Source organism: Filobacillus milosensis, from assembly GCF_004402015.1.
GTDB lineage: Bacteria > Bacillota > Bacilli > Bacillales > Alkalibacillaceae > Filobacillus > Filobacillus milosensis.
The window spans coordinates 21,372-37,831 of record NZ_SOPW01000003.1; the positions used below are offsets into that span (position 1 = coordinate 21,372).

General features: G+C 35.3%; 19 protein-coding genes and 2 pseudogenes. 19 read left to right on the forward strand and 2 right to left on the reverse strand.

Annotated features, from left to right (window positions below):
- Nucleotides 1–5: 5 nt before the first annotated feature.
- Nucleotides 6–398 (reverse strand): rhodanese-like domain-containing protein, encoded by a 393-nt coding sequence (locus E3U55_RS03145; RefSeq protein WP_134338884.1) that lies wholly within the window; start codon nt 396–398, stop codon nt 6–8.
- A gap of 299 nt (nt 399–697) precedes the next feature.
- Here E3U55_RS03145 and E3U55_RS03150 point away from each other — a divergent pair.
- From E3U55_RS03150 to E3U55_RS03160, 3 genes and pseudogenes are all read left to right on the forward strand, one after another.
- Nucleotides 698–1,492 (forward strand): annotated as a pseudogene (locus E3U55_RS03150) (ribonucleotide reductase N-terminal alpha domain-containing protein); the annotation flags it as partial.
- A 352-nt stretch (nt 1,493–1,844) separates the two neighbouring features.
- Nucleotides 1,845–3,611: pseudogene (locus E3U55_RS03155) on the forward strand (vitamin B12-dependent ribonucleotide reductase); the annotation flags it as partial.
- Nucleotides 3,612–3,713: 102 nt separating this feature from the next.
- Nucleotides 3,714–4,607, forward strand: coding sequence for a patatin-like phospholipase family protein (locus E3U55_RS03160; protein ID WP_134338887.1), 894 nt, complete (start codon nt 3,714–3,716; stop codon nt 4,605–4,607).
- A gap of 17 nt (nt 4,608–4,624) precedes the next feature.
- Here E3U55_RS03160 and E3U55_RS03165 read toward each other — a convergent pair whose 3' ends face one another.
- Entirely contained in the window at nt 4,625–4,957 is a 333-nt protein-coding gene (locus E3U55_RS03165) for an SA1362 family protein (RefSeq protein WP_134338888.1), read from the reverse strand.
- A gap of 173 nt (nt 4,958–5,130) precedes the next feature.
- On the opposite strand from E3U55_RS03165, the gene E3U55_RS03170 reads away from it, so the two are divergent.
- The 16 genes from E3U55_RS03170 (at nt 5,131) to nusB (ending at nt 16,459) form a co-directional block, all read left to right on the forward strand.
- Nucleotides 5,131–5,622 (forward strand): YqhR family membrane protein, encoded by a 492-nt coding sequence (locus E3U55_RS03170; RefSeq protein WP_134338889.1) that lies wholly within the window; start codon nt 5,131–5,133, stop codon nt 5,620–5,622.
- Between the two features lie 45 nt (nt 5,623–5,667).
- Complete coding sequence (gene aroQ / locus E3U55_RS03175) at nt 5,668–6,117, forward strand: type II 3-dehydroquinate dehydratase (protein WP_134338890.1); 450 nt, start codon at nt 5,668–5,670, stop codon at nt 6,115–6,117.
- A 1-nt stretch (nt 6,118) separates the two neighbouring features.
- Nucleotides 6,119–7,180 carry a M24 family metallopeptidase gene (locus E3U55_RS03180; RefSeq protein ID WP_134338891.1) on the forward strand — a complete coding sequence of 354 codons (1,062 nt, stop codon included), beginning with the start codon at nt 6,119–6,121 and terminating at the stop codon, nt 7,178–7,180.
- A 24-nt stretch (nt 7,181–7,204) separates the two neighbouring features.
- The gene (gene efp, locus E3U55_RS03185; RefSeq protein WP_134338892.1) at nt 7,205–7,762 is read left to right on the forward strand and encodes an elongation factor P; all 558 of its coding nucleotides are present in this window, start codon (nt 7,205–7,207) and stop codon (nt 7,760–7,762) included.
- Nucleotides 7,763–7,965: 203 nt separating this feature from the next.
- On the forward strand, nt 7,966–8,955 hold the full coding sequence (gene spoIIIAA / locus E3U55_RS03190; protein WP_134338893.1) for a stage III sporulation protein AA: 990 nt from the start codon (nt 7,966–7,968) through the stop codon (nt 8,953–8,955).
- Complete coding sequence (gene spoIIIAB, locus E3U55_RS03195) at nt 8,891–9,403, forward strand: stage III sporulation protein SpoIIIAB (RefSeq protein WP_134338894.1); 513 nt, start codon at nt 8,891–8,893, stop codon at nt 9,401–9,403. Before spoIIIAA ends, spoIIIAB begins: the two co-directional genes overlap by 65 nt.
- A gap of 24 nt (nt 9,404–9,427) precedes the next feature.
- On the forward strand, nt 9,428–9,658 hold the full coding sequence (spoIIIAC, locus tag E3U55_RS03200; RefSeq protein WP_134338895.1) for a stage III sporulation protein AC: 231 nt from the start codon (nt 9,428–9,430) through the stop codon (nt 9,656–9,658).
- Complete coding sequence (gene spoIIIAD / locus E3U55_RS03205) at nt 9,658–10,047, forward strand: stage III sporulation protein AD (RefSeq protein ID WP_134338896.1); 390 nt, start codon at nt 9,658–9,660, stop codon at nt 10,045–10,047. Before spoIIIAC ends, spoIIIAD begins: the two co-directional genes overlap by 1 nt.
- A gap of 17 nt (nt 10,048–10,064) precedes the next feature.
- The gene (gene spoIIIAE, locus E3U55_RS03210) at nt 10,065–11,246 is read left to right on the forward strand and encodes a stage III sporulation protein AE (RefSeq protein ID WP_134338897.1); all 1,182 of its coding nucleotides are present in this window, start codon (nt 10,065–10,067) and stop codon (nt 11,244–11,246) included.
- 14 nt (nt 11,247–11,260) lie between these two features.
- On the forward strand, nt 11,261–11,866 hold the full coding sequence (spoIIIAF, locus tag E3U55_RS03215; RefSeq protein WP_134338898.1) for a stage III sporulation protein AF: 606 nt from the start codon (nt 11,261–11,263) through the stop codon (nt 11,864–11,866).
- Nucleotides 11,866–12,495, forward strand: coding sequence for a stage III sporulation protein AG (gene spoIIIAG / locus E3U55_RS03220; protein ID WP_134338899.1), 630 nt, complete (start codon nt 11,866–11,868; stop codon nt 12,493–12,495). The genes spoIIIAF and spoIIIAG overlap by 1 nt, the downstream gene beginning before the upstream one ends.
- A gap of 2 nt (nt 12,496–12,497) precedes the next feature.
- Nucleotides 12,498–13,055, forward strand: a complete 558-nt coding sequence (locus E3U55_RS03225) for a SpoIIIAH-like family protein (RefSeq protein ID WP_134338900.1) — start codon at nt 12,498–12,500, stop codon at nt 13,053–13,055.
- Nucleotides 13,056–13,219: 164 nt separating this feature from the next.
- Complete coding sequence (gene accB / locus E3U55_RS03230) at nt 13,220–13,732, forward strand: acetyl-CoA carboxylase biotin carboxyl carrier protein (protein WP_134338901.1); 513 nt, start codon at nt 13,220–13,222, stop codon at nt 13,730–13,732.
- Between the two features lie 15 nt (nt 13,733–13,747).
- Complete coding sequence (gene accC / locus E3U55_RS03235; protein WP_134338902.1) at nt 13,748–15,121, forward strand: acetyl-CoA carboxylase biotin carboxylase subunit; 1,374 nt, start codon at nt 13,748–13,750, stop codon at nt 15,119–15,121.
- Nucleotides 15,122–15,523 (forward strand): Asp23/Gls24 family envelope stress response protein, encoded by a 402-nt coding sequence (locus E3U55_RS03240; protein WP_134338903.1) that lies wholly within the window; start codon nt 15,122–15,124, stop codon nt 15,521–15,523.
- A gap of 552 nt (nt 15,524–16,075) precedes the next feature.
- Entirely contained in the window at nt 16,076–16,459 is a 384-nt protein-coding gene (gene nusB / locus E3U55_RS03245; protein WP_134338904.1) for a transcription antitermination factor NusB, read from the forward strand.
- Nucleotide 16,460 lies beyond the last annotated feature (1 nt).

A 16,460-nucleotide genomic window follows, 5' to 3' on the forward strand; every position in this document is an offset into this window, starting at 1 on the left:
ATTAATTAATAGGATTTCTTTTTCGCTTTTACTTTTCCGCTCCATTTACGGAAACCACCTTTAAGATGGTTTAAGTCTTGATAGCCACGTTTGTGTAACATCGTCGCCGCACGCATTGATCTTTGTCCACTTTGACAATATAAATAAACAGGTTTATCAGGTCGAATTTCCTGTAAACGTTGTTTTAATTGTGACATTGGTATATTTCTAGCACCTAGTATATGACCATTATCAAATTCATTTGGTTCCCGTACATCAATAAGTTGTGCTTTACGATAACCTTCAATAAATTGATCTTCAGTTAGTGTGTTCAAGATTCGTTGAGTTTTTACATAACGTAAGACACCGATAATAATAATTACTGCAAGAACTATTAATACAGTTAGTAGTATATCCATTGATATCCCCTCTCTTATCTTTCTATTTTACATTATATAAGTCATTCATTTATTATTCAAAGGAAAAATTTTTTTGATCCCCTTAGAGTGTGCTTGTACCAATGTATACAGTAGGTCATTCCAGATTTATCGACATTTTAAACCGTTGACAAAACAACCTTTATATGCTCTTTTTACCACATATAGTATTATTTTTAAAAACTTCACACAATATATTGATTTCTATTTTTGGTTCTGATACATTTAATTCAACAAGCAACTCAATGTTGCATAAATTGTCGAAAGAAGGAGTGACATTCATGCAAGGTGTGAAGACACGTGATTCGCAAATTAATGTGGAACGTTTAAATGAAGACATTAAGCAATTTCCACATGTACACCCAATCACTTCCCAGATGAACACAACACATAAAGGTGTATCGCGTTTAGTCATGCTAGATCGATATGCATTTAAAGACACTGAAAAGAAAACATTGAAAGAAGGAGATTTTGTTGTCTTAACAGTTAAAGACGACCCTAAATTTCCCGCTAGAGGTACAGGATTTATTGTATCAATTAATGATGAAACAAAAAAGGCTAAAATAAAAGTCGAAGAAGATTATGTTCACGTACTGGACAAGCCTGAGGAACAAGAAACTGGAATCATTGAGCGTTCTATCAGCGCGATTGATAAGCCTTTAGAAATCTATTACGAACAAATTGCTCTTCGGAACGCCACGGGCTTAGCTGAGGTTGAAAGAACTCCAGAAAAACGTCATGAATGGTTTGAGAAATTTAATGAAGAACTTTCAAACTTGAATTTTATCCCGGCCGGACGAGTGCTTTACGGAGCAGGCTCCAACACAGATGTAACTTATTTCAACTGTTACGTTATGCCTTTTGTTAAAGACTCAAGAGAAGGTATTAGTGATCACCGTAAACAAGTGATGGAAATTATGTCACGTGGCGGTGGTGTTGGAACGAACGGTTCAACTTTAAGACCTCGTAATGCATTAGCAAGAGGTGTAAATGGAAAATCATCAGGTTCGGTTTCCTGGTTAGATGATATTGCGAAGTTGACACATCTAGTTGAGCAAGGCGGATCAAGACGTGGTAAACAGTTGTGCCTCGTCTATAAATAAATCTCGCGAATTGCTGGAAACCCCTAAAGCCTATTACACTACAACGTAGCTGGTGACGGCAAACGTGAATGTTAAAAAGTAGTAGGATGTTACAATGGGCAATCAGCAGCGAAGCATCTATGGAAACATAGATGAACGTTCAACGACTACTGAAACTTCCTAATGCTTTCAAAGTTAAGGAAGAAGTAAGCTATATTATTGGAGACAGTATTATAGGGCGCGAGGCAAGGAGTAATCCTTGAAGATATAGTCTGATCTTACATGAAAGTGTAAGAGATAGGCAGAAATGACCTATCCCACTTGAAAAAGTGAGTAACAATAATTGGCACAAATGATTATGTTAAATGATTGGCATCCAGACATTATTGAATTTATTATCTCTAAAATGCAAAACCCTAGAATTCTAAGATACTTAGTTGAAAATATTGAAGATGAAACCGTTCAACAACTAGCGAAGGATAAGCTTAAATTTACGCCTCTAACACCTTCAGAAGAACAGATGTATCAAGGAATTGTGAATTATAAACACATCCCTGGTCAAGGTGGGTTCTCAGAAGAAAATATTAGAGAAGCTGAAAATAAACTTCGTGATGGTGGCACATATAGTGTGCATAACCCGGAATTCTTAACCGGAGCAAATATTTCAGTTTGTATAACAGATGAATTCATGAAAGCTGTTGAGAATGATGAATATTATGAACTTCGCTTTCCAGATGTAGAAAGTTACAATGAAGAAGAGATGCAATTCTACAATGAACGCTGGTCTGAGTCTGGAGATGTTCGTGAATGGGAGAACATGGGCTTTGGCATAAAAGTTTATCAGATTATTAAAGCTAAAGAGCTTTGGGATCTTATTAATATCTGTGCAACTTATTCAGCAGAACCTGGTATTTTCTTTATTGATAATGCTAATAAAGAAACAAACGCTAAGGCTTATGGCCAGAAGGTTGTTGCTACAAACCCTTGTGGAGAACAACCCCTCGCACCTTATTCAGTCTGTAACTTAGCAGCAGTTAACCTGGCAAGTATAGCTGATAAGGAAACTAAACAACCTGATTTTGACAAGTTAAAACAAACTGTTGAAGTCGGTGTGAGAATGCAAGATAACGTGATTGATGCAACACCTTACTTTTTAGATGAAAACCGTAAGCAAGCGTTAGGTGAACGTCGTGTGGGTCTTGGTGTTATGGGGCTACATGATTTACTCATTTATTGTGAAACTGAGTACGGTACAAAAGAAGGTAATGAACTTGTAGAACAAATTTTTGAGACCATTGCTACTACTGCATACCGTGCATCTATTGAACTCGCAAAAGAAAAGGGAAGTTTTCCTTTCTTAATCGGAGAAACCGATGCTGAGACACATATGCTTCGCGAGCGTTTTATCAGTACAGGATACATGCAAAAGATGCCTGAAGATATTAAACAAGGCGTTTTAGAACATGGTATTCGTAATTCGCACTTATTAACGGTGGCACCAACGGGGTCTACAGGAACGATGGTGGGTGTATCAACTGGTCTTGAGCCGTATTTCTCTTTCACTTACTACAGAAGCGGACGTTTAGGTAAATTTATAGAAGTGAAAGCTGATATTGCAGAAGAGTATTATAAGTTGAATCCACAGGTTTCAGAAGATGCAGAGCTGCCACACTGGTTTGTAACGGCAATGAATCTATCACCTGAAGCTCACGCGGATACTCAGTGTGTCATCCAGCGATGGGTTGATAGTTCCATTTCGAAAACGGTTAATGCTCCAAAAGGTTACCGTGTGGACCAAGTTGAAAAAGTGTACCGTCGTCTATATCGTGGTGGTGCAAAAGGTGGAACAGTATATGTTGATGGAAGTAGAGATACTCAGGTTCTATCACTAAAAGCTGAAGAAAATGATTTATCAGAACAACAAGAGTTATTTGAGGAAGAAGAGAAGAAAGTCGTCTTAATGGATACTGTGCATGAATTAGATAAAACAAATGTTACAGTAGGTTCCGAAGTTGGAGATACTTGTCCTGTTTGTCGTAAGGGTAGTGTTGAAGACGTCGGTGGTTGTAACACATGTACGAATTGCGGCGCACAATTAAAATGTGGATTATAAGAAGTTGAGCTTGGCCTAAAAAGGTCAAGCTCTTCTTATGTTCTATAAATAGGCCATCCCTCATAGAATGATATGCAGTAAGAATATCCTGGAGGTTAAAGAATGAAAGTAGATGGCGTCTTTTCAGGTGGAGGTATTAAAGCTTTTGCGTTTTTAGGAGCTTTAGAGGCCTGTGAGAAAAGAGACATTAAATTCGAGCGCTTCGCAGGTACATCAGCTGGTGCATTAATTGCCACTTTGCTTGCTGCAGGATACCATCAATCAGAAATTAAAATGTTGATTAATGAACTAGATACAAATAAATTATTAGACCCGCCTAAGTATGCTAAAAATTTAAGGTTTTTGAAATGGTTAGCTCTCTACTCCAAAATGGGAATATATCGTGGCGATTTCATAGAGAAATGGATTAATCAATTGTTATTACGTAAAGGTATATATACATTTAATGATCTAAAGAGAGAGTTATACATCATAGGTGCAGATATAACGAATGGCAGAATTGCTTTATTTCCAAATGATTTAGAAAGTTATTATGGTGTGGACCTTAATGATTTTCCATTAGCTAAGGCTGTTCGAATTAGTATAAGTATTCCTTATTTTTTTCAACCCGTTCAAATTTTAACGAAGTCAACTTATAAGAGTTACTTTATTGATGGAGGAACACTGAGTAACTTTCCTTATTGGGTGTTTTCTGGTGAGAATAAACACAACCGTCTAATACTTGGGGTAAAGTTGAGTTCTAATGAACCAGAAGTGCCTATTCAACAAGTAGATAATGCTATTGACATGTTACCAGCCATTGTCAAAACAATGATTCAAGCTCATGATAGTCGTTACGTCTCGAAGAACGATGCCCAAGATATCATTTTTGTCCCTATAGAAAAGGTTAGCACTACTGATTTTGATTTAAGCGAAGAAGAGAAGAGTTATTTATTTGATGTTGGTTTTCAAAGTGCAGAGAAATTTTTCGAGAATTGGCAGCACATAAAAAAGTAGCTGAAAATAACGTTCAGCTACTTTTTATTGCCTTTTATAACAGTTAAATGTGATGGTTTTTTCTGCCTTTGTAACTTTGAAGGCTTGTTAGAATTAGTAAATCTTGAATTAGTATTCTTACCATACTTTTTACGAGATTGTTTAACTGCCTTGCGATAGTTAGAATCCTGACCAGACCGATGACGACCAATAAAGAAATAATAAATTAAAAGTCCGAAGACTACAGCAAAACCAATCATCATAAGTGTGCCTTTAAAAAAGTCTACTGTATCAAAAAATAAGTTATAGAAAAGTCCTAATGACGCTAAGCCTAAAATAGCATATACAAAATATTTTGCTTTATTATTCATGACAAACTCCTTTCAATCAATAATCTTCTAACTTATTAACATTTTGCCATGTGAACGAAAAATCTATACGATAATCTACTTTTATTTTACTAAAGATAGATATAAACATACAAATTGTTATGAAGTATGAAACTTGATGAAACGTATAAACTACAGTTGAAGGAGTGGTGCTAATGGCAAAACAAGAAGAACGTCAATCATCTGTATTTTTAAAAAGCTTATTTTGTGGAGCAGCAGGAGGTTTTATCTGGGGGATCGTTAGCTCGATTGCTTATTTTTTTTCGTTTTCTGAAGTATCTCATGCGTCATTTATTTTACGCACTTTCTTTTCTGGAAGTTGGACTGAAGGGTGGATGGGTGAACTAATAAGCTTATGTATATTAACAATCTTAGCCATTATCCCTGCCTTAATATATTATTTATTATTTAAGCAAATGCATGGAATAATGCCAGGAATATTGTATGGTATTGGTTTATGGGTGATTATATTTTATTTCTTAAATCCTTTATTTTATTTCGTGCCACCGTTAAATGAAATGACGATGGACACGATTGTGACGACCGCTTGTCAGTTTGTTTTGTATGGAGTGTTTGTAGGGTATACCATTTCTTATGAACATCATGACCGTCGAATCGTCCCTAAAAGTTCACAAAATGAGGCCTAATTATGATAAACTATTAAAAGAATTACCAATAAGGGGAATATTGAGATGGACCAAATTCTTTTACTTAATGGTCCTAATTTAAATTTGTTAGGACAACGTAATACAAAAATTTATGGACAAGCTTCACTCGATGAGATCGTAAACAAGGTTGAAGAGTATTTAAAAAAGCAGGATTATCAATTAATATCATTTCAATCAAATCATGAAGGAGAATTAATTGACCGGTTACATGAGGCTAATAATTCCTGTTCGGGTGTCATCTTTAATCCTGGTGGTTATACTCATACAAGTGTTGCTTTGAGAGATGCAGTTGAAGTTTTAAATATTCCTGTCATTGAAGTACATCTCTCTAATGTACATAACAGGGAACCATTTCGCTCGCATTCATTTATTGCACCAGTAGCAGCGGGTCAAATTTTGGGGTTAGGTCCATTGGGCTATTTGACAGCAGCTTATGCATTAATGCAAATATTAGATGGAAAGGGAGAGTTTTAAAATGGAACAATTAAAAAGACTAAGAGAAAAATTAGTCGAAAAAGATTTAGACGGGTTTCTAGTAACAAACGGTAAAAATAGAAGATATTTAACGAACTTCACTGGAACAGCAGGGGTTGTTTTAGTAACTGCTGATGAAGCGTTGTTTATTACTGATTTCCGTTACACTGTTCAAGCCAATGAACAAGTGAAAGGTTACAACATTATTGAGCATAAAGGACCTATTCATCTGGAAGTAGCTAAACAAGCTAAAGACCTTGGTGTGAAACGCCTAGGCTTTGAAAAAGATACAATGACTTATGGAGTGTATGAAACTTATTCTAAAGAACTAGAATGTGAGTTTATTCCTCACACAGGATTAGTTGAAGAATTACGTTTAATTAAAACAGAAGATGAAATAAAAGTATTGAAAGATGCCGCACAAATTGCGGATGCAGCTTTTGAACATATTCAATCATTCATTAAACCTGGCGTTAAAGAAATTGATGTATCGAATGAATTAGAATTCTTTATGCGTCGTCAAGGAGCAACGTCTTCTTCTTTCGATATAATTGTTGCTTCTGGATACCGTTCTGCATTACCACATGGTGTAGCTTCTGATAAAGAGATTCAATCAGGTGAGCTCGTGACATTAGATTTTGGAGCGTTATATAACGGATATTGTTCTGATATTACTCGTACTGTTGCAGTAGGAGAAATTAATGATCAATTGAAAGAAATCTATGATGTTGTTTTAGAAGCTCAATTACGAGGAATGAAAGAAACGAAAGCTGGATTAACTGGTAAAGAAGCTGACGCATTAACTCGTGATTACATTAAAGAAAAAGGTTATGGTGAATATTTTGGTCACTCAACTGGACATGGGCTAGGAATGGATGTTCATGAAGGACCAGGGTTATCATATCGCTCTGATGTTGTATTAAAACCAGGTATGGTAGTAACGGTTGAGCCAGGAATTTATGTACCTGATGTCGGCGGATGCCGTATCGAAGATGATACCGTAATTACTGAAAACGGTAATGAAACGTTAACATTCTCAACAAAAGAATTAATTACGCTTTAAGTTGTTTTAAGGAGGCAGAATATAATGATTTCAGTGAACGATTTTAAAACAGGATTAACAATTGAACTAGATAATTCAATTTGGCAGGTTATTGAATTCCAACACGTAAAACCTGGTAAAGGTGCGGCATTTGTTCGTTCGAAATTACGTAACCTTGAAAACGGAAGCATCCAAGAAAAAACCTTCCGTGCAGGTGAAAAAGTTAATAAAGCCCATCTGGAGAGACGTAAGATGCAGTATTTATATGCAGATGGTAACAATCACGCATTTATGGATACTGAAACGTTTGAACAAATTGAAATTCCAACTAAAACGATAGAGAACGAACTGAGTTTCATGAAAGAAAATATGGAAGTAACTGTATTAATGTATGATGGTGATACATTAGGAATTGAACTACCAAACAACGTAGAATTAGAAGTTGTGGACACTGAACCAGGTGTTAAAGGTGATACGGCAAGCGGTGGTACAAAGCCAGCAACACTTGAAACTGGTCATATCGTTCAAGTTCCTTTCTTTGTGAATAAAGGAGAAGTACTAGTTGTAAGCACAGCTGACGGTAAATACGTCTCTCGTGCATAAAACCTTCATTTAATAATAATAGTTATAAAGAAGTACCTAATTAAAGGTGCTTCTTTTTTTGTGTTTTTAATCGATAAAAGGCTTTAACAGAATTTTTAATTAACCTTTTCAAAATGGAAAAACATTTAATAGATTTCATAAACCTTTTTCATATTCAAGAAGTAGTGTTCATAGAATAGTGATATCAATAGGAGGATGTCCAAATGAAAGAAATATTAGAAAAACTCCCTGAACACATTAGGCAAGCGATTCAACAAGTTAAAGAACTAGAATCGTTGGAAGAGATTCGATTAAGAATCGATAAACCTATTGAATTAGTTTTTCATAATCAAAGTATTTTTCTAAATAATTACATGTTTAAAGAACAAGAAGCTAAAGAATTCTTAGGAAAAATTAGTCAACACTCCGTATACAGAATGGAAGAAGAATTAAAGAATGGTTTTATTACAATCAAGGGCGGACATCGAGTAGGAATCGCAGGAAAAGTCACTCTGGATAACGGTGTAGTAAAAGCTATCACGCACATTTCATCTTTTAATATTCGTGTGGCTAAAGAACATAAAGGGTCAGCTAGACAAGTTGTACCTTTGATCTATCAACCTTCCACTAACACTGTATTAAATACGATGATAATAGGAGCACCGAAGAGCGGTAAAACAACATTACTACGGGATATCGTGCGTTCGATTAGTGATGGATTATATGGAATAAAGGCTAGTAGAGTTTCATTAATTGATGAACGTTCTGAGATTGCAGCACCTTTTCAAGGGGTTCCTCAGCATGATGTGGGCAAAAAGACAGATGTAATGGCAGATTGTCCAAAGGCTGATGGAATGATGATGATGATTCGGTCGATGTCACCAGAGGTACTGGTGGTAGATGAAATTGGTGATGAGTTAGATGTTAAAAGTTTAAAAGAAGCCGTACATGCAGGTGTACAAATTATTTGTAGTATTCATGGATATTCATTAGAAGAAATCCAAAAAAGACCTTCTCTAAAACCTCTGTTTGAAGATCATGTTTTTCAACGATACATCTTATTAGATTACACAACCTCTCCAGGAAAAATTAATCAAGTGTACGGAGAAGAGTTTAACAGATTAGAGAATAACTTAAGGAGAAATCAGTATGAAGTGGATCGGAGCCATTCTGATATTGTTCACGTGCACGTGGGTCGGAGTCGACATCGCTAGAAATTATTCCAGAAGACCAAAACAGATTCGTGAGCTTTTACATGCCCTACAGATCATGGAAGCTGAAATGGTATTTGGTCAAGAGCCCATTCAAACGGTTCTTCACAAACTATCGAAACAATTAACGCCACCATTAAGCTATATTTTTTATGATATTTCTGAACAGCTAATAACTAGTCACCTCTCATTACAGGATATCTGGGAACAAACTTTAAATAGAAACTGGAATCATACTTCAATGAAAGATAAAGAAAAGGAAATTGTAATCCAGTTTGGACAAACATTAGGTATTCATAACCTGGAACAACAACAGAAACAAATCCATTTAGCAAAAGTGCATCTACAACATGAATTGAATGATGCTTCTGAAGACGAAAAACGTTTTTCAAATATGTTCCGCGCACTGGGTGTTTTATCTGGTCTATTATTAACACTAATTTTCTTATAAAAAATAGTAGGAGGTAGAGGATAGATGACCGATGTAGCTTTATTATTCCAAGTAGCTGGTATAGGGATTATCGTAGCGATGATTCATACCTTATTAAAAACAATGGGAAAGGAAGACATGGCTCATTGGGTAACTCTCCTTGGTTTTATCCTAATTTTAGTGGTCGTCATCGATTATCTGTCTCGTTTGTTCCAACAGATTAGATCTGTCTTTTTACTGCAAGTCATCTCTACCTTTAGAGGGTTCTTTATGTAATGCAAATTCTACAAATTCTAGCTGTAGTAATCGCAGCGGCTCTGCTTATCATTTTAGTGCGTGAGAAACATGAATCTATTGGTTTTTTATTAATTGTTATTACTGGAGTTATAGTATTTATTTTTGTGTTGGACAAGGTATCTCAGTTATTTGCAATTGTTCAACAAATAGTTAATCGCTTCAATGTGTCACTTCTTCATCTAGATACTATTTTTAAAGTAATTGGAATTGCATACATCACAGAATTTACTTCTCAGTTATTAAAAGATGCAGATTTAGAAGCTATTGCGATAAAAGTTGATTTAGTCGGTAAAATCTTCATTCTACTGTTTGCGCTACCGATTTTTATTGCTGTTCTAGAAACATTAATGAACTTTATTCCTCACTAATGAAGAAGGGATATGACATGTATTTAAAGATAATAATATTGGCTTTTTCTTTATTATTCCTCATTGATATTAATTCAACGGCTCATGCAACGATGGGTGAAATAGCGGATAATGAACAGCTATTCAACATCCCGAACGAGTGGACCGAAAGTGAAGAAATGCAAGCCCAATGGCAGCAAATTTTAATGAAATACCGAGAATACTTACCAGTTTCATCTAATGATCACTGGTTAGATGCTGTTCGAGAAGGATCAATTTTTTCTATTAATGATTGGTTAACTGGGATTATGAACTTTTTCATTCATGAGTGGATAGTCAACGGCAAACTATTAGGTATGCTCATCTTTTTGACATTGTTAAGTGTCTTTTTAAAACTACTGATTGGTTCATTTGAAAATGAATCAGTATCTAAAGTTAGCTATCTTGTAATTTTTGCAGTGCTGCTTACGATTGCCATTACAAGCTTTCATCAAGCTGTTCAACTTACTACAGATGCCATTAATGGAATGGGAAACTTTATGCTGGCTTTGTTGCCCCTCATGTTAAGTCTGATGGCAGCATTTGGGAATGTGGCTTCTGTGGCTTTTTTTCACCCATTAATACTCATATTCGTGCAAATTAGCGGTGTATTAATCAGTAAAATTGTTTTACCTCTATTTTTCTTATCAGCCATATTAAACATCGCAAGCACAATTAATGAAGAATATAATGTCACGCGATTGGCAGATTTAATTAAACAGGTTGCTTTTATTATTTTAGGTGCATTTTTAACCTTATTTGTTTCAGTCATGTCAATACAAGGAGTAACTGCAGCAGTTACAGATGGGGTAGCGATAAGGGCAGCAAAATTTGTTACAAGTAATTTTATACCGGTAATTGGACGTATGTTTACTGAAGCGACCGACACTGTTTTATCTGCATCAGTTTTACTAAAAAATTCGATAGGGTTAGCTGGTGTGGTGTTAATGCTGATCATTACATTATTTCCAGCAATTAAGGTCTTAGTCATTGGGTTAATCTTTAAGTTGTCAGCAGCATTATTACAACCCGTTGCAGATGGCCCAATTATTGACGCAATTGAAACAATGGGGAAACATATATTTTATATTTTGGCAGGATTACTTGCCGTATCAATCATGTTTTTTTTCGCAATTGTCATGCTGATAATCGTTGGTAATATGACATTAATGGTTCGTTAAAGGGTGGTTAGTATATGGATTATATAATCGAATGGATTTCACAAATAGTTTTCTTTATTTTCCTGGCCACAATAATCACCCTGTTGATTCCGGCGACTTCCCACCAAAAAATTATTAAATTAGTTTTTGGATTAGTTATCTTTTTATTATTTTTACAGCCTTTAACTAAATTATTTGGAGTTAATCCAGACCAATATATTGATTCCTGGGAGTTAAAGGTGGAAGAAATGACTTCGGAAAGTTTAGAAGATGAAATTAATTCTAAAAAAAATGAAATACAAGCCTCACAACATGCATATATATTAGAACAGCTACAACAAGACATTAGAAGTCTTTTATCCGATGAATTAAAACAACAATATGGACTAGCTATTAGAGAGATGCAAATTAAGACAAGCGGTCAAGATTTAAAACAAGATTTAGTAGAACAAATCCAGCAAATCACTTTTCATCTTGAAGAAGATTCGGACAACCGTATTGAAGAAGTTGAAATTGTCTCTATACCTTCAAAGAAGGATCAGGTTGATAAGGAACATGAGATGGAGATTATAGAAACGATTGCAAACCAATTAAGCTTATCTATTGATCAAATAAAAATCGTCTGGGGAGGAGCAACATAATGTTTGAAAGTTTTAAAAGAGTTTTAAGAATGAAAAATAATCACAATCGACCCACGAAGCGTTCCTATATTATTTTGGTTGGTTTGCTAGGGTTGTTGTTTCTAATTGTGTCAAACATTTTTTCAAGTGGTTCAAATCAGAGTGAACCTCCTGCCATTCAGGAGGAAGAGGTTTTCTTGGATAACAAAGAAAATAAACCATCGATGTCTGATGATGATGTAGCGAGCGAGCTTAGAAACCGATTGCAGGATGAATTAGCCGCTGCACTTGAAACCTTAAAAGGTGTATCAAATGTACAAGTTATGCTTCAATTAGAAGCTTCTGCAACTAAAGTTTATGAAAAAAATACAATTATGGGAACTCAACGGACAAGTGAAACAGATCAAAATGGTGGTACTAGAAAAGTGGAAGATGAAACTGTTGAACATCAAACAGTCATTCTGAGAAAAAACAACTCTGAAGAGCCTTTATTAATTCAGCAAAAAAATCCACCTGTTCGAGGGGTCCTAGTCTTAGCAGAGGGGGTTGATAAACTTCAAATTAAACAAAATGTCGTTGAAGCCGTTTCAAGATTATTAGACGTTTCGACGCACAGAATCGCTGTGATGCAAAAAGATAGGGAGGAATAAAAATGGTATTGAAAAAACAAACGGTATGGTTAATTACAATGTTAAGTTTATTAATTGTATTGAGTGTATACTACATGACAGCACCAGGAGATGACGTAGCAGTAGTTGACCCAGATGGTGAAGAAAAAAATGGTGAAGAAGAAAGTGGCACTGAGAATGAAACTGAATCTGACATGGATGAATTAGATGTTTCAGGTATGACAGTTGATGAATTATTTGCAACAACTCGAATGGAAAAGCAAGATACAAGAAGTATGTTAATTGAAGAATGGCATAATGTTGTAAGCTCACCAACAGCAACAACAGAAGAGAAAAGTGAAGCCATGGATCAAATTCATGAACTTCGAACAATTGCTCAAAAAGAAACGATTTTAGAAAATACTATTCAACATGAAAAGAATTATCGTGATGTTCTAGTCCAAAAAGATGAAGCTGTTGTGAGCATTACAGTAATTGCAGAAGAATTATCTAAAACAGATGCAAACCAGTTGATGCAAATGGCTAGAGATGAGTTTGGTGTAATGGAAGTACAGGTTAGATTACAACAAGATGATGTATAAAATATAGTAGTTTTTAATGTCCCATATCTATAAGGTATGGGATTTATTATATTTTTGAAAAATTATTTATTAAAGATAAGTTGAAGTTCAATAGTTGTTTGTCGTACAATAATTAGTAGGAATTATTAGTACCAGTTAATAAAAGCAAAAGGAGTGCCAATATTATGTTAAAAGTACAAGAAGTTCGCGAACTAATTAAACTTATTGACGAATCATCAATATCTGACTTTACTTTTGAGTCTAATGGTACCAAAGTAACTCTAAAAAAAGAACAAGGTGAAGTAGTATCCGTAAATAAAACGAGTAATCCACAACCAGTAAAAGAAACTGTGGAAACTACTCCAGTAAAAGCAGCTGTACAAACACAGGCTGAACCAAAAGAGGAAGTAAAAGAAGAGAAAGCTGCAGAACCAGCAGCAACTGAATCAACTGATTACGATTATGAAATTGTTTCTCCAATGGTGGGAACATTCTATGAATCACCATCACCTGATGATGATCCATATGTGAAAGTAGGAGACTCAGTGGATAATAATTCAGTTGTTTGTATTGTTGAAGCGATGAAATTATTCAACGAAATCGAAGCTGAAGTAAAAGGTGAAATCGTTGAAATGTTAGTTGAAAATGGTGAATTAGTAGAATACGGACAACCACTATTTAGAGTGAAGAAAAAATAAAAGGAGGGATTGTCCGTGATTCAAAAAGTATTAATAGCCAATAGAGGAGAAATTGCAGTAAGAGTTATTCGAGCTTGTAAAGAGCTTGGAATTGAAACAGTAGCTATTTATTCAGAAGCTGATAAAGAGTCTTTACATGTGCAATTAGCTGATGAAGCATATTGTGTAGGTCCAACATTAAGTAAGGACAGTTATTTGAATAAAACTAATATTATGAGTTTAGCAAAATTAACAGATTCTGATGCGATTCACCCTGGATATGGGTTTTTATCTGAAAATGCTGATTTTGCAGAGATGTGTGAAGCATGTAATGTAACTTTCATCGGTCCTAGTGCAGATGCCATTTCAAGAATGGGAACAAAGGATGTCGCTCGAGAAACAATGCGTCAAGCTAACGTTCCAATCGTACCTGGTTCTGAAGGGATTATTGAAAATGTAGATGAAGGAAAGAAAGTAGCTCAAGAAATTGGATACCCAGTTATCATTAAAGCAACTGCTGGTGGTGGCGGTAAAGGTATTCGAGTAGCCAGAGATGAAGATGAACTAGTAAAAGGAATTCGTATCACTCAGAATGAAGCTGAGACAGCCTTTGGAAATCCTGGCGTTTACTTAGAAAAATTTATCGAAGATTTTCGTCATGTTGAAATTCAGGTTTTAGCAGATGCTCATGGTAATACCGTACATTTAGGTGAGCGCGATTGTACGATTCAACGTCGTTTGCAAAAACTAATTGAGGAAACACCTTCACCAGCCATTGATGAGGAAACGCGTGAAAAAATGGGGCACGCTGCAGTTAAAGCTGCAGAAGCTGTAAATTATGTTGGTGCCGGTACGGTTGAGTTTATTTATGACCGAAACCAAGGTAACTTCTATTTCATGGAAATGAATACACGTATTCAGGTTGAACACCCTGTAACGGAAATGGTAACGGGCATAGACTTAATTAAAGAGCAAATTAATGTTGCAAATGGCAAGGTCCTTTCCTTTAAACAGGAAGATGTTAAATTTGAAGGTTGGTCTATAGAATGTCGAATTAATGCTGAAGATCCATTCCGCAACTTCATACCTTCAGCTGGTGAAGTTAAAATGTATCTACCACCTGGTGGATTAGGAGTGCGTGTAGATTCAGCAGCTTATACTGGATGGAATATTCCACCTTATTATGACTCTATGATTGCTAAATTAATCACATATGGAAAGACAAGAGAAGAAGCCATTCACCGAATGAATCGAGCTTTAGACGAATTTGTTATTGAAGGTATTTTCTCTACAATCCCATTCCATAAGCGAATGATGAATCACCCTGTGTTTATTAATGGAGAATTTAATACGAAGTTCCTTGAAGAGTATGATGTATTATCAGAAGAAACAGTTAAAGAGGTGAAGTAAGTGGAAGATAAACAGCTATTGAACGTTAGTGATGACCAACTCGGAAAAGTTGAGATTGCTCCAGAAGTCATTGAAGTTATCGCGGGAATTGCTGCTAATGAAGTAAGCGGAGTGGCAAATATGCGAGGTAATCTGGCTTCGAATGTTACTGAGCGATTCGGTAAGAAAAAGCACGGCAAAGGTGTAAGAGTTGACTTGTCTGAAGAAGGAATCGTCATTGACATCTTTACTGTTCTAGATTACGGTGTATCAATTCCAACAGTTGCTCAAAAAATTCAGGATAGCATCCGTTCTACACTGAAAAATATGACGGCGTTAGAGATCTTAGAAATTAATGTTCATGTTGTTGGTATACAAATTGAAGATAAAAACGATGAGGCCACTAAAGATCAAAATGCATAAATAAAAAGAGTTTTGATTAACAAAAAGAAATGCCTAAACTTTAAACAATCCAATAGACTTCTTAGAAAATAAAGTTTGAGTCTTTTGGAACGGTTATTAAAGTGAAGGCATTTCTTTTCTTTTGACTATGTTAATGTTGATTTTTGTCATAGATTAAGTTGTTGAATTTGTGATGAGCGAAGGTAGCGACTCCTGGTCGGCTAAGGTCGGTCACGTCCTGCGCCTGGTTACTCGGCGCAAACTAATGCAAAGATGTATTTCAAGTAGCATTTGTGGCCAACGTCGACACTTGACCGTCCAGGTCTTCGGAAAGCGTCCACCGAAAGCGAATCATAATATCAACAACGGACTTTAACAGAACCTTTCTTTTAGTTCGTTAGAGTTCAATCTTTATATAGTCAAACATGAAGCGTTAGATTGCCTTACTTTACGAACTTTTCTTTAAATCCCTCACATATATAAAAGCTTTTTTCATTACACTAAAATCATGGTAAACTGTTGATGGACATGATAGGATATAAAAGGATATTTTGAAATTAAAGGAGCACGAACATGAAAGAGCGTAGACATGCTAGGGAAAAAGCATTTCAAGGGTTATACCAAATAGATATAAATAAAGATGTTACACTTGAAAACTTATATGAAGCAATTGATGAAGATGTTGATGAATATGCTAAAAAAATCATTAAGGGTGTAGTTGAACATAGAGTTGAAATAGACCAAGCTATCGATGATAAATTAGAGAAGTGGTCTTTTTCACGTATTGCTACTGTAGAAAAAACAGTATTAAGAATCGCAGTTTATGAATTAATGTTTGAAGATGAAGTACCTAATAAAGTTGCCGTAAATGAAGCGGTTGAGCTGGCTAAAAGGTTTAACGAAGATCAGTCAGGTAAATTTATAAATGGTGTTTTATCAAAGTTTATGAAGGAATAAA

What these genes read in the sequence shown, in the direction of transcription:
- E3U55_RS03145 (WP_134338884.1), bottom strand. Translation starts at nt 398, where the DNA reads ATGGATATACTACTAACTGTATTAATAGTTCTTGCAGTAATTATTATT.
- E3U55_RS03160 (WP_134338887.1), top strand. Translation starts at nt 3,714, where the DNA reads ATGAAAGTAGATGGCGTCTTTTCAGGTGGAGGTATTAAAGCTTTTGCG.
- E3U55_RS03165 (WP_134338888.1), bottom strand. Translation starts at nt 4,957, where the DNA reads ATGAATAATAAAGCAAAATATTTTGTATATGCTATTTTAGGCTTAGCG.
- E3U55_RS03170 (WP_134338889.1), top strand. Translation starts at nt 5,131, where the DNA reads ATGGCAAAACAAGAAGAACGTCAATCATCTGTATTTTTAAAAAGCTTA.
- aroQ (WP_134338890.1), top strand. Translation starts at nt 5,668, where the DNA reads ATGGACCAAATTCTTTTACTTAATGGTCCTAATTTAAATTTGTTAGGA.
- E3U55_RS03180 (WP_134338891.1), top strand. Translation starts at nt 6,119, where the DNA reads ATGGAACAATTAAAAAGACTAAGAGAAAAATTAGTCGAAAAAGATTTA.
- efp (WP_134338892.1), top strand. Translation starts at nt 7,205, where the DNA reads ATGATTTCAGTGAACGATTTTAAAACAGGATTAACAATTGAACTAGAT.
- spoIIIAA (WP_134338893.1), top strand. Translation starts at nt 7,966, where the DNA reads ATGAAAGAAATATTAGAAAAACTCCCTGAACACATTAGGCAAGCGATT.
- spoIIIAB (WP_134338894.1), top strand. Translation starts at nt 8,891, where the DNA reads ATGAAGTGGATCGGAGCCATTCTGATATTGTTCACGTGCACGTGGGTC.
- spoIIIAC (WP_134338895.1), top strand. Translation starts at nt 9,428, where the DNA reads ATGACCGATGTAGCTTTATTATTCCAAGTAGCTGGTATAGGGATTATC.
- spoIIIAD (WP_134338896.1), top strand. Translation starts at nt 9,658, where the DNA reads ATGCAAATTCTACAAATTCTAGCTGTAGTAATCGCAGCGGCTCTGCTT.
- spoIIIAE (WP_134338897.1), top strand. Translation starts at nt 10,065, where the DNA reads ATGTATTTAAAGATAATAATATTGGCTTTTTCTTTATTATTCCTCATT.
- spoIIIAF (WP_134338898.1), top strand. Translation starts at nt 11,261, where the DNA reads ATGGATTATATAATCGAATGGATTTCACAAATAGTTTTCTTTATTTTC.
- spoIIIAG (WP_134338899.1), top strand. Translation starts at nt 11,866, where the DNA reads ATGTTTGAAAGTTTTAAAAGAGTTTTAAGAATGAAAAATAATCACAAT.
- E3U55_RS03225 (WP_134338900.1), top strand. Translation starts at nt 12,498, where the DNA reads ATGGTATTGAAAAAACAAACGGTATGGTTAATTACAATGTTAAGTTTA.
- accB (WP_134338901.1), top strand. Translation starts at nt 13,220, where the DNA reads ATGTTAAAAGTACAAGAAGTTCGCGAACTAATTAAACTTATTGACGAA.
- nusB (WP_134338904.1), top strand. Translation starts at nt 16,076, where the DNA reads ATGAAAGAGCGTAGACATGCTAGGGAAAAAGCATTTCAAGGGTTATAC.